The organism is Flavobacterium limnophilum, assembly GCF_027111315.2.
GTDB classification, from domain to species: domain Bacteria; phylum Bacteroidota; class Bacteroidia; order Flavobacteriales; family Flavobacteriaceae; genus Flavobacterium; species Flavobacterium limnophilum.
The window spans coordinates 3,403,354-3,417,315 of the sequence record NZ_CP114289.2 but is presented as its reverse complement, the minus strand read 5'-3'; the positions used below and the strand labels follow the sequence as shown (position 1 = coordinate 3,417,315).

The following is a 13,962-nucleotide window of genomic DNA, read 5'->3' as shown; positions in this document are numbered from 1 at the left end:
CTTCTAAATAAAATCAGTTAATAAATCTAAAATGTACCCAAAAAATCTAAAACCACTATTCGTTTTTTTATTTACAGTTTTAACCACCACAATTTCATTTGCCCAGCAACGTATTGTGCAAGACATATCCAAGAATAACTGGCAACTTTGGTTGGATCCAGCAGCTCAATGGCAAAATGACGTTTTGTTCACTCCTCCAGTTGACCTTAAAAAATTACCAGTTAATTTGCCTTCTGGCGGTTGGCAAGCATTGGAAAAAGGAGAAAAAAAAACGGTGCAACTTCCGGCAACGGTCGAAGAATTTCATTGGGGGTTGAACAAAAACCCTTTTGGAGTTTCGGGAAATTATTTGGGCATTTCGTGGTTTACGACCCAAGTGGATGTGCCGGCAGCAATGAAAGGCAAGCGAATTGTTTTACATTTTGAAAGCGTTCGTTTCCGCGCCGAAGTATTTGTAAACAAAAAATTGGCAGGTTACGATTTGATAAACGGAACTCCTTTTGATGTCGATATTACCAATTTTGTAACCGTCGGAAAACCCAATTCGATAGCGGTTCGGATTACGGATCCAAACGGAAATTTTGATTGGAGAGACAGTTCCAATTATATGTGGGGTGATTATCGCACGAATCCAACCCACGGTTTCGGAGGAATTACCGGGAAAGTGAGCCTTGTGGCAACCGAAACTGTTTTTGTAAACGATGTTTTTATTAAAAATAAACCAGCCTTGAATGAAGTTGATGCGGAAGTTTCGTTAACCAACAATGCACATTCAACTTTTAAAGGAAGTGTTTTGTTGGAAGTAAGCGAAAGAAAAACAGGCGCGTCAGTTTGGTCAAAAGCCTATCCAATTGAAGCAGTTCGTGGAAATAATGCTTCGCAATCTTTCACCGTTAAAGTCGATAATGCCAAGCTTTGGGACGTGGATAATCCTAATTTATATGTGCTAAAAACCACGATTAAAAAAGATAATGTTGTAAAGGATGTTGTGGAGAAAAAGTTTGGTTTCCGCTGGTTCGAAGTCAAAGACATTGAAGGCGACAAACAGTTTTATCTGAACAACAAACGCATAGTGGTAAGGACAGCAATCTCCTGGGGCTTCTGGCCTGTAAACGGAATTGCGCCAAGCGATGAACTGGCCAAAAAACAAATTACCGATGCCAAAGCACTTGGTTTGAACATGCTTAATTTTCATAGAACCATTGGTCAAACCAATGTCTTGGATTATGCCGATGAAATGGGCTTGCTTTATTATCAGGAACCGGGAGGAAACCAGTATCCAGAAAAACAATTCAATCCTAAGAATGAGTTGGAAAAGAAACAAGCCAATTTTTATTTTGCAGCTCGCGACGAAAAATTCTTTAGAATGATAAAACGCGACCGAAGTCATCCTTCCTTGGTTATTTATAATATGCACAACGAAAGAGGAGCCGAACCACAAAAAATAGACAGTCTGCAAATGTTGGCTGGTCATAAATTGGATCCAACAAGAATTTTGACTTACAATTCTAGCAATGGTTCCATAAAGAAAGGGCCAGATGCACGTTTTAAATTGCATTTGTTGCCTTACGATAATCAATTTTACAATTATGGCTGGTTTGATCAGCATCACGCCGGTGGCCCTGGAGTGTATCACGATAACTTATATAGCAGTCCTAAAAAGTATGCAAAGTTCTCGGATAATAAAGCCGAAATCATTTATTACGGAGAAGAAGGAGCAATAGGAACGCCTCCAAGATTACAGCTAATTAGAGATGAAATTCTGAAAAGAGGGAAAAACATCGGCTGGGAAACCGACGATTATCTTAAATGGTATGACGCTTACGATAATTTCCTGAAGAAAAATGATTTCGAGAAGTCGTTTCCAAATGTGGACAGTTTGACGCGACAAATGGGGAATGTAGCTTTTTATTATCAAGGAAGAACGATTGAAAATGTGCGAATCAACAATACCATTGATGGTTATGCAGTAAATGGCTGGGAAAGCATGAAGCTGGAAAACCATTCGGGAATTGTGGATAATTACCGAAATCTAAAGGGTGATGCTGATGTAATTGCCCGTTACAACAAACCTTTGTATGTAGCTGTTAAGTTGACGAATAAGGTTTTGTCCGTGAAAGATACAACAACTGTTGATTTTTTTATCGTGAACGAAAAAGACATAAAAGGATCATTCGACCTAAAAGTTAAAGCTACAAATAACAAGAAAGAAACCGTTTGGACAAAAACAATTCCTGTAACCGTGAGCGGAGGAATTAAATATGGAGAATTACTGTCTTCTAAAAACACTTTTGTACCACAAACAGAAGGTTATACCAGTATTACTGCCGAATTGGTATCGAAAGACAATACGGTTATCGCAGCAGGAAACGACGAATTGTTTGCCGTAAAATTGAACAAGGAAAAAATCGCTTCCAATATTATGGTTGCCGATACTACGGGAGTTGTTGGTAAATACTTTGACTCTGAGAAGATAGCTTTCAAAGATTATAAAAAAGGGAATCCATCGGGAAATTGTTTGGTAATTGGAGCTTTCAAGCCACTTCAAACAGGAAATCCATTGGTTACGGATCTTTTAGAATGGGTGAATAACGGAAACACCATAGTCGTGGTCAATGACATCGACATTTGGTCAACCTATTTTGCCAAAAAAGAAGCCGTTGATTATAGAGGTTTCAAGACACTGGGAACATCTTGGTATGGCGGAAATTATTTTGTAAAAGAAACGAAATGGTTCGAAGGTTTGCCACAATCTTGCGTGTTCAATTGGGAATACCAATGTTTCGCAACCTATAATAAAAATAGACTTGGACTCCGAATATTCAACGGTGAAACTATCGTTGGATGCGTTTCCGATCACAAGCAGGAAGTCTATTCAGCCCTAAGCGTGGTGCCTCACGGACGAGGAAAAATAATTTTTTGTGCGCTGGACATTTTTAGTTGCATCAAAGAAAATGAAGTAGCCAAAAAAGTAGAAGGTGATGGCGAAAATGCGTCCATGAAAACTTTTAACGTCTCGGCTAAAAACAAGGCCAATATCGTGGGACAACAACTTTTGCTGAACCTGTTGAAATAAACTGAATTCCATTTTTTTAGGAGCAGGAATTATGAGGCGTTTTTAGCCGCATAGTTCCTGCTCTTCGTTTTTCTTTTCTTTTTTAAAGAAAAAAGGAAAAGGTAATTGCGAAAGCAATTGACAATCAGGACTAAAAGTAGCTCTTTTGCCTTTATTGCTAATTGTTTCCAAAGCTTTTAAATAATTTTAGAGTTAACTTTTTTATAAAAGAATGTTTCTTTTATCTTTGAAGATAAATATCAAAAAGATCAAAATGAACTGGGAACAACTATTGTCTTTAAAACGTCAAGGCGACACGAGCAAACGATTACGAATTGAACAAGACGACACTCGTTTGGGTTTCGAAGTCGATTATGATCGAATTATATTCTCGGCGGCATTTCGCAGTTTGCAAGACAAAACACAAGTTATTCCACTTTCGAAAACCGATTTTGTGCACACCCGATTGACGCACAGTTTGGAAGTTTCGGTTGTGGGACGTTCCATAGGGAGATTGGTTGGCAAGAAAATCATCGAAAAATATCCGCATCTGAAAGAAGTTCACGGTTTTCAGGCTAATGATTTTGGGGCCATTGTTGCCGCTGCTTCTTTGGCACACGACATTGGTAATCCGCCTTTTGGACATTCCGGAGAAAAAGCCATTGGCGAATATTTTTCCATTGGAAATGGACAACAATACAAAGACCAACTTTCGGCCAAGGAATGGCAAGATTTAATCGATTTTGAAGGCAATGCCAACGGTTTTTCGGTGCTTACTGCCAGTCGTCCTGGAATTGAAGGCGGTTTGAGAATTTCCTATGCCACTCTTGGTGCTTTCTTGAAATATCCAAAAGAAAGTTTGCCCAAAAAACCAACATCAAATATTGCCGACAAAAAATACGGTTTCTTTCAATCAGACAAGGAATTCTTTCAAGATGTAGCTTCCGAATTGGGAATGATTTCCAATAAAGACGGAGACGACATTGGTTTCGAAAGACATCCTTTGGCTTATTTGGTCGAGGCTGCGGATGATATTTGTTACACCATTATCGATTTCGAAGACGGCATCAATCTAGGTTTGGTTTCCGAAGATTTTGCCTTGGAATATTTAATCAAATTAGTCAAAGACAGCATAGATTCTTCAAAATACAATACGTTGACCACCAAAGAAGATAGAATCAGTTACCTGAGGGCTTTGGCCATTGGCAGTTTAATAAACGATGCAGTGAAAGTTTTTGTCGAAAATGAAGAGGCTATTTTGGATGGTAGATTCCCTTTCGCCTTGACCGACAAAAGCAAATACAAAGTCCAAATGGATGACATAATCAAGTTGAGCGTCAAAAACATCTATCAAAGTCGCGAGGTAATCGAAAAAGAAATCGTTGGTTACCAGATTATCCAAACCTTGTTGGATAAATTCATCACCGCTTTCAATAATAAATTCGACGGAAATTCGTCCAATTACGACAAATTATTGCTGAAGATATTGCCCGAAAAGTTCTGGGAAGAAAAAGAGGATTTGTACAAAAGACTCTTGCATATTTGCCATTACGTAAGTCTTTTGACTGACGGAAATGCCTTGGAATTATATGAAACCATCAACGGCCGAAAAACGAATTAAGGTTTAAAAAGCATAAACCATTCCGATGCCAAGGGTTTGTTTTAGCTGCAATACTGGGCCTTTGGCAACTTTTTCGCCATCAATTACCTCGGTAGTTTTTACGTCATCGTCATAAATGGCGTGCGCTCCAATGTTGGCACTTACATATTGATTGACAACTAAATCAAATTGCAATTTCCATTCCACATCGATGTTCCCGAAATTGTTGGCATAATCAGAATATAAACTCAATCGGTTTTCCATCGTGATGTTTTTCCAAACTTCTTTTTTGTAGTAGTTGGTTACCAAAAATCCAAATTCGGTTTTGGATTGTTTTCCTTTTGAAATCATGTTTCCTTCCGAATCGTAAGTTGCCTTGGTTACACCAAAAGCGCCTTTGTTGGCCAAAGTTTGGTCTAAAACCAGAGTGCTTTTCAAGGTCACTGGCGAAATATAGACGTCAAATTTCTTCGCTTTGTCGAAATAATCGGCACCGGCTCCAAGGAAAGTGTAGGCTGGCGCAAATGGTTTTGAAATGGGATGTTCGGTGTCTGGGTATTTGTAACCGTTGGTAAACTGGGTATTAAAATTGAATTTGGCCGAATGATACCAATTCGAAGATTCGTTCTTTCTATAGCCATAAGTGGAATTAATTCGAAACTCGTCATCGGATTTTCTGATATCCAATCCATCTTGCTTGTTGATTCCATATTTCACGATGAGTTCACTTACCCATTTGCTTTTTTCCGTGTTGTAAACTCGAGTAAAATTCCCTTTTACCAAGCCCGAAATAGAACTGGTACCTCCAGCGCTCCAGTTGACAAATGCAATTTCACTTAGGTCAAACCCTACCGTGTTCTTTTTTGTCCAAGCCGAAACCGGGAACAGGAGGGTTATGGCTGGTTTTATTGTTTTTGTGGCTGTTATTGGGGGTAAAAAGGCTGTGATCGGGATGATTTCAACCATTATTGGGGTCAGCTCTTCTTTTTCTTGTGAATAACTATTTGCAAAAAATGTTAATGAAACTAGTATAAGTAGGATGTGTAGTAACTTCATTATTAAATATTTAGTTTGAAAATGCAAAAATAATTCATTTCAATAGTTCGAAAAAATATTCTCCAGACTTTTGACGTCAATTTTGCAATATTGTTGTAATTCTTCAATAGTTCCTTGTTCTATGAATTCGTCAGGAATTCCAAGAATTTTCACCTTTGAAGTATAATTATTTTTCGTTGCAAACTCAGCAATAGTCGTGCCAAAACCTCCTTTTGCAACGCCATCTTCAATGGTGATTATGTTTTCAAATGCCGTGAAAATGGTATGCAATAAATTTTCGTCCAAGGGTTTGACAAAAGCAAAATCGTAGTGGGCAATGGTTTCTGGATTGTCTATTTTGGATAATGCCAGAGTCACGTTATTGCCGATGGTGCCGTTGGATAAAACCGCCAATTTCGTCCCTTCTTGGAGGCAATTTGCCTTGCCGATTTCAATTTTTTCGTAGGGTTTTTGCCAATCCACAATTTGACCACGACCACGAGGATAGCGAATCGCAATTGGGTGATTCAACCCCAATTGGGCTGTGTATAGAATGTTTCGCAAAGCCATTTCATTCAATGGCGAATAAATAATCATGTTGGGAATACAACGCAAATAAGCCAAGTCGAAAACGCCGTGATGCGTGGCGCCGTCCTCGCCAACCAATCCTGCCCTGTCTAAACAAAAAATAACTGGCAAATCCTGTAAAGCCACGTCGTGAATGACTTGGTCGTAGGCTCGTTGCAAAAAAGTGGAATAAATATTGCAAAAAACAATCATTCCCTGTGTTGCCATTCCTGCTGAAAGAGTGACTGCATGTTGCTCGGCAATTCCCACGTCAAAGGCGCGTTTTGGAAAAGCGTCCATCATGAATTTCAACGAACTTCCCGATGGCATGGCAGGCGTGATTCCAATAATTTTTTCATTAGCTTTCGCCAAATCTAAAATGGTCAAGCCAAAAACATCCTGATATTTTGGAGGCAAATTTTCTTCTGACTTTGGGTGAATTTCTCCGGTTGAAGCATCAAATTTTCCGGGAGCGTGGTATTTTACCTGGTCTTCTTCGGCTTGCTGTAACCCTTTTCCTTTTGTGGTAATTATGTGAAGGAATTTTGGTCCTTTTACTTTTTTCAGCCTTTTCAATTCCTTGATGACTGCAAAAATATCATTGCCATCAATTGGTCCTGAATAATCAAAATTCAGGGATTTAATCATATTGTTTTTCTTCGGGTTTTTTCCTTCTTTCACGGCAGTGAGATACTTTTTCAAAGCGCCAACACTTGGGTCAATCCCGATGGCGTTGTCGTTGAGAATTACCAGTAAATTGGCATCGGTAACGCCAGCGTGATTCAAACCTTCGAACGCCATTCCAGATGCGATGGAAGCATCGCCAATAACTGCTATATGATGTTTTTCTAAATCGCCTTTCAAATTCGAGGCAATCGCCATTCCCAAAGCTGCCGAAATGGAAGTGGAGGAGTGGCCTACGCCAAAAGCATCATAAATACTTTCGCTTCTTTTAGGAAAACCTGAAATGCCGTTCAGTTGGCGATTAGTATGAAAATTTTCTCTTCTTTCAGTCAATATTTTGTGTCCGTAAGCTTGATGTCCCACGTCCCAAATTAATAAATCTTCCGGTGTATTAAATACATAATGCAAAGCAATAGTAAGTTCTACAACGCCGAGGCTTGCGCCCAAATGACCTTCTTTTGTGGCAACAATGTCAATAATAAAATTGCGCAATTCTTGGGCAACTTGAGGAAGTTGGGCTTCATCGAGTTGACGTAAGTCGGTTGGATTATTGATGTGTTGGAGTAAGTTACTTTTCATTAGAATTCAAAAAGCGAATTTACGGTTTTAAATTTAATTCTGTTTTTGAATTTATTCTGCGTCAAAAAATGTCAAAACTAAAAAATGAGGCGATTATTTTTACTAATCGCCTCAAAATTTCATCTTTTTTGAGGCAATTAGTTATTGGAAATTTTAATAATAGGCAAAAGAAGATTTTTTTTGAATGTTTGTTAATGGTTATAAGACCCACAAAATTGTTTCAAAATCGTACTTTTGCCGTATGGAAAACCCTTTCACCGACGAATATTTCATGAAGAAAGCCTTGCAGGAGGCAGAAATGGCTTTTGAAAAAGACGAAATTCCCGTAGGTGCCATCATCGTAATCGACAACAAAGTCATTGCCCGAGGTCACAATCTTACCGAAATGCTCAATGACGTTACCGCCCACGCCGAAATGCAGGCCATAACAGCCGCCGCCAACTTTCTGGGTGGAAAATACTTGGTGGGTTGCACGCTGTATGTCACCTTGGAACCTTGCCAAATGTGTGCCGGCGCTTTGTACTGGAGCCAGATTTCAAAAATTGTTTATGGAGCCAGCGACGAGCATCGCGGTTTCGAAAAAATGGGAACCCAATTGCATCCAAAAACCACAGTAATTCGGGGAGTTTTGGCCAATGAAGCTTCGGAATTGATGAAGCGGTTTTTCAAAAAAAGGAGGTAAAAAAATATTTTTATTTATCCTGAAAATTCTTCTTAAAAGTAATTCAAAAATACTATACTTTTACTACAATATAAAATGCATTTTCGTTGTTGTGCATTTTGTGTTGGAATACTTTTTTGTCATAAATATATTTTTCGTAACCCATTAACTCTTTATAAAAATGAAAGCAAAAGGATTAGTTTACGTGTTTTTTGTTTTTTTGGTATTTCAAGCGTGCAGCAAGAAATCGTCTGATTTTAATTCTGATTTTTCATTGTTTAAAGAGTATATAACGGGTTTTACCGGAGGGGTTGTCTCGACGACTTCTGATATTAGGGTGGTTCTGGCTTTCGACAAAAAAGAATGGAAAGCGAACCAAGTTTTAGACAGCGATTTGTTCGATATTTCGCCAAGTGTTGACGGGAAGGTTATCGCACTTTCAAGCAATACCATTGCCTTTATTCCTGAAGAAAAATTGAAATCGGACACGGAATATCAAGTCAGCCTGAATTTGTCCAAACTGATAACCGTGAAAAAAGAACTTTCCCAATTCAATTTTACCATTAAAACCATCAAACAGGATTTCGTTGTCGAAACACACGATGTCCAGTCCTATAATAAAGACTTCCAGTATTTGAACGGAACGCTAAAAACGGCCGACAACATCGATCTTGAAACGGCTAAAAAATTGATTACGGCTGAACAAAAAAATAAGGAGTTAAAAATTAAATTCGACAAAACCGTTAACTCCGGAACGGAATTCAAGTTTATCATCGACAGTATTCAACGTTTTTCGGAAGAAAGCAAGGTTGAAATTTCGTATGACGGCGGCGATTTCGATATCGACCAAAAAGGAAAAATGGAGTATGCCATTGCCGCAAAAGATGTTTTCAAGGTTATGAAAGTAGAAATTCCGGAAGGAAATGTCCAAACCTTGTACATCAATTTTTCCGACCCTTTGCAGAACAGACAGGATTTTAGCGGATTGGTAGCCATACAAAACACCAGTAATCTCAAGTTTGTGGTTCAAGGGAATTTGTTGAAAGTGTTTTTCAATAACGATGGGACAAGTGCATCCACCTTGAATGAAGACGAAGTGGATGAGTATGGAAACAGAAAGCCTTTGCAGGAAATTAGCGGAGAACTTTTGGTTGAAGTTTTCCAGGGGATCGAGAATGACGAAGGGCAAAAGATGTTGCAAAATTTTATGACAAAAGTCTCTTTTGAACAAACCAAACCAAGTGTGCGTTTTGTGAAAAACGGAACCATTTTGCCAAGTTCCAACAATTTGAAACTCAATTTCGAAGCCGTGAACTTGGGTGCCGTTGACGTGAAAGTTTACAAGATTTACAAGAACAATATCCTCCAATTTCTTCAGGACAACGAATTGAACGGAACCCGTAATTTGAAGCGGGTGGCGCAACCCATTGCCAAAACGACCTTGAATTTGAAGGAAAACAAACTGCTGAATTTTGGCAGATGGAACACGTTTGCCCTAGATTTGTCCAAAATAATCACGCCCGAACCCGGTGCCATTTACAGGGTGGAGTTCTCGTTCAAGAAAGCGTATTCGCTTTACAAATGTCAATCTCCCTCGACCGAAGAGAATCAGGAGGAAGAAGAAGTGGTCGATGAGAAAGACGTGAATTACAGCGGAAACAATTACTATGACTACGACGATTATTATGACGATGATTACGATTGGCAACAAAGGGACAACCCTTGTTCGAATTCCTATTACCACAATACCAAAATAGGAACTAACATTCTCGCTTCCGATTTGGGAGTGATAGCCAAGCGAGGTGAAAACAAATCTTATTTCATTGCGGTAAATAATATAGTGACTACCGAGCCGGTTTCAAATGCAACCGTCGATTTGTATAGTTACCAACAACAAAAATTGGCATCCGTGGCGACAAACAGTGAAGGAATTGCCAATTTTCAGTTGGATAAATTTGCCTATTTCGCCATCGTGACTTTAGGAAACCAATCGACTTATGTCAAGCTTGACGACGGAAATTCTTTGTCGGTCAGTAATTTTGACGTTGCCGGCGAAACTTTGCAAAAAGGACTCAAAGGCTATATTTATGGGGAACGAGGCGTTTGGCGTCCCGGCGATAAATTGTATTTGTCGTTTATCTTGAACGATGCGGCGAATAAATTGCCCCCATCACACCCCATTAAATTCAGGTTGTCCGACCCCAACGGCAAAGTGGTTTACCAAACCGTTCAAAGATCGAACGATTGGAACCACTATCTTTTTGTTGTTCCGACAAATTCTGATGCGCCAACGGGAAATTGGGAAGCAATGGCCAATGTGGGTGGAGCAAAATTCTATAAAAGCATCAAAATTGAAACCATAAAGCCCAATCGCCTAAAGATAAAAAACAGTTTCAAAAACGCCGTACTTTCCTCTTCGTATCCCAACACCAGCAATCTCGAAGTGACTTGGCTTCACGGCGCTGTCGCCAAAGATTTGAAGGTGGAAATGCAGGCAAAATTTATCCAACAAACCACTACTTTCAAGAATTACTCCAATTATGTTTTTGATGATTTGGTGCGTCAATTCAGCACCGAGGAAATCAATATTTTTTCCGGTAAAGTGGATGCCAATGGAAAGGCTTCTGTAAACATCGAACCCAAATTGCAGGGACAAGCCCCGGGAATGTTGAAGGCCTCATTCATTACCAAAGTATATGAGGAAGGTGGCGATTTCAGTACCGACGTGATGTCCACCGCATATTCTCCTTACAAAACTTACGTGGGGATAAAATCTCCGGAACTCAATAAGTACGGAATGTTGGAAACCCGAAAAAACAACCGTTTCGACATCGTCACGTTAGATGAACAAGGGCATCCAAAAGCGGTAAAAAATCTGGAAATCAAGGTTTACAAAGTCGAATGGCGCTGGTGGTGGGATGCTTCGAGCGATAATTTGTCGAATTATAATTCGTCGAATGCCACAACTTCCTATAAAACTTTCCGATTGAGTACGGGAGCAAACGGCAAGGGAATGGTGCAGTTTGCCTTGAATGATGAAGAGTGGGGGCGCTATTTAATCAGGGTTTCGGACGAAACAGACGGGCACGCAACAGCCCTGACAGTGAATATTGATTGGCCTATCTGGTCAGGAAAAACCAGAAACACCGATGCTTCAACTGCAAATATGCTTGTTTTTTCCGCCGACAAAAAGAAATATGCCGTTGGCGAAAAAGCGCAGATTTCCTTTCCTTCCAGCCAAGGTGGTCGCGCCTTGATTTCCATCGAAAATGGCTCGAAAGTGGTTCAAACACTTTGGGCAACGACCCAAACAGGAGAAACGAAAGTAGAAGTGCTAATCACGTCTGCTATGGCGCCGAATGTGTATTTCAACATCACCTTGTTGCAGCCGCACGCCTCGACCAAGAACGATTTGCCCATTAGGATGTACGGTATCATCCCGATTGAAGTCATTGATAAAAATACCATTCTCGAACCGAAATTGGTAATGCCCGATGTCTTGAGACCGGAACAGCCGTTCAATGTCAAAGTAAGTGAAAAATCAGGGAAAGCAATGACTTATACGATTGCCATTGTTGATGAAGGTTTGCTGGATTTAACTCGTTTCAAAACGCCGAATGCCTGGAATGCCTTTTATGTTCGAGAAGCTTTGGGCGTGAAAACCTGGGATGTTTACGACGATGTTATTGGTGCCTATGGCGGAAAAGTTAACCAGATTTTTAGTATTGGAGGCGACCAAGATTTGGGTGGCGGAAAAGCCAAGAAAGCCAATCGTTTCAAACCGGTCGTGGTGTATATTGGCCCGTTCAAGTTGGAAAAAGGACAGACGAAAATGCATCAATTGAAATTGCCCAAATACATTGGATCGGTAAGAACGATGGTCGTGGCCGCCGATGCCAACTCGAGTGCTTACGGAAGTGTCGAAAAAGCAACTCCAGTTCGCAGTCCTTTGATGGTATTGGCTTCTTTGCCAAGAAAAATTTCGCCTTCGGAAAAAGTGACTATTCCGGTTACTGTTTTTACGATGGAAAAAAACATCAAAAAGGTGACTGTTCAAATAAAAACCAACAATGGATTGAGAGTTATAGGAAGCACTGTCCAAAGTTTGAATTTCGCACAACCTGACGAAAAAATGGCGTATTTTAACCTGGAAGTGGGTGGAGCCACAGGAATTGGAAAAGTGCAAATCGTTGCAACTTCCGGAGCTGCAAAATCGACCTATGATGTCGAAATCGACATGACGAATCCCAATCCGGTGACGAGTACATTTACCGATGTCGTTTTGCCACCCAACAGTTCCAAAGCCATTTCCTGGAAAACTTTTGGAGTCGCCGGAAGCAACAAGGCCAAGCTCGAAGTTTCGTCAATGCCGACCATCGATTTCAACAGGAGATTGCAATATCTGATAGAATATCCGCACGGTTGTGTCGAGCAGACTACTTCGGCCGTTTTTCCGCAATTGTTCCTGAATGATGTTGTCGATATTGATGCCGTTCGCAAACAAAACATCCAAAAAAATGTAACTGCCGGAATCACGAGATTGGGAAGTTTCCAGTTGTCGAACGGAGGATTCTCCTATTGGCAAGGCGAACCAACGGCGGATGATTGGGGCAGTTCCTATGCGGGACATTTCTTGATAGAAGCCGAGAAAAAAGGCTATGTTTTACCCATTAATTTCAAGTCAAAATGGATTTCGTATCAACAAAAAGAAGCCAAGCAGTGGCGATTTGTAGTGCAATACGGCAATGATTTGGCGCAAGCCTACCGATTGTATACCTTGGCATTGGCCGGTTCACCTGATTTGTCCTCGATGAATCGATTGAGGGAAACCGCGGGAATTTCCAACGAAAGCAAATTGCGTTTGGCATCGGCTTATGTTTTGGCCGGACAAAAAGCGGCAGGACTGACCTTGTTGGCAAAAAGCAAAATTGACGAGATCAACACGAGGTATAATTATTACTATTATGGTTCCAGCGACAGGAATCGCGCAATGACATTGGAAACCTTGATCTTGTTGGGACAAAAACAAAATGCCTTTTTGATGGCGAGCAAACTGGCCAAACAAATGTCCAGCAGCGAATGGATGAGCACGCAAACGACGGCTTATTGTTTGTATTCGATGTCGAAGTTTGCACAAAGCAACGGAACCAAGGGCATCGATGTTCAATTCAATAATGAAGGTAAAAAACAGGTTGTAAAAACAATGAAATCGATAGCCGAAAGGACTTTGGGAGTAAAATCTGGGACAAATGGCATCACGATAAAAAACAACAAAAACAACACGCTTTTTGTTCGAGTGCTCAACACAGGAATTCTTCCAATTGGTCAAGAGCAGGTTGTTCAAAGTAATTTGTCTGCCAATGTAGTTTTCAAAAACAGGAAAGGAGCAATTATCAATGTGGCCAAAATAAATCAGGGAACCGAATTTGTGGCCGTGGTAACTGTCAAAAACAGGAAGAATGAGAGGGTGGAGAATGTGGCCTTGTCGCAAATTTTGCCTTCAGGATTTGAAATCGTCAATACGCGTTTCACCGATTATGGCGATGCGACAAGCAACATTGCCGATTATATCGACATTCGTGATGACAGAACCAATTTTTATTTTGGATTGAATGCCAATGAGGCCAAGACCTTCAGAATCTTGCTCAACGCTTCCTATTTGGGGAATTATTATTTGCCCGGATTGCAATGCGAAGCGATGTACGACCATACGTTTTTGGCTAGAACCAAAGGATTTTGGGTTGAGGTGATTAAGTAAGTATAGTTAACGAGCCCTTTCAG

Annotated in this window: 6 protein-coding genes; 4 read left to right on the top strand and 2 right to left on the bottom strand. The window is 40.2% G+C overall.

Annotated elements, in window-relative coordinates:
* Positions 1-31 precede the first annotated feature (31 nt).
* A complete protein-coding gene (locus OZP13_RS14260; RefSeq protein WP_281297584.1) occupies positions 32-3,076 on the top strand; it encodes a glycoside hydrolase family 2 protein in 3,045 nt (1,014 codons plus the stop codon).
* A 253-nt stretch (positions 3,077-3,329) separates the two neighbouring features.
* Positions 3,330-4,676, top strand: a complete 1,347-nt coding sequence (locus OZP13_RS14255) for a deoxyguanosinetriphosphate triphosphohydrolase (RefSeq protein ID WP_281297583.1) — start codon at positions 3,330-3,332, stop codon at positions 4,674-4,676.
* A 3-nt stretch (positions 4,677-4,679) separates the two neighbouring features.
* Here the strand turns inward: OZP13_RS14255 and OZP13_RS14250 are convergent, their stop codons facing one another.
* The gene (locus OZP13_RS14250; RefSeq protein ID WP_281297582.1) at positions 4,680-5,711 is read right to left on the bottom strand and encodes a DUF3078 domain-containing protein; all 1,032 of its coding nucleotides are present in this window, start codon (positions 5,709-5,711) and stop codon (positions 4,680-4,682) included.
* Positions 5,712-5,750: 39 nt separating this feature from the next.
* The gene (locus OZP13_RS14245; protein WP_281297581.1) at positions 5,751-7,520 is read right to left on the bottom strand and encodes a 1-deoxy-D-xylulose-5-phosphate synthase; all 1,770 of its coding nucleotides are present in this window, start codon (positions 7,518-7,520) and stop codon (positions 5,751-5,753) included.
* A 241-nt stretch (positions 7,521-7,761) separates the two neighbouring features.
* Between OZP13_RS14245 and OZP13_RS14240 the strand changes: the two genes are divergently transcribed.
* Positions 7,762-8,202: a nucleoside deaminase gene (locus OZP13_RS14240; RefSeq protein WP_269240793.1), complete on the top strand. Its 441-nt coding sequence runs from the start codon at positions 7,762-7,764 to the stop codon at positions 8,200-8,202.
* Positions 8,203-8,362: 160 nt separating this feature from the next.
* Complete coding sequence (locus OZP13_RS14235; protein WP_281297580.1) at positions 8,363-13,939, top strand: alpha-2-macroglobulin family protein; 5,577 nt, start codon at positions 8,363-8,365, stop codon at positions 13,937-13,939.
* The last annotated feature ends 23 nt before the right edge of the window (positions 13,940-13,962 follow it).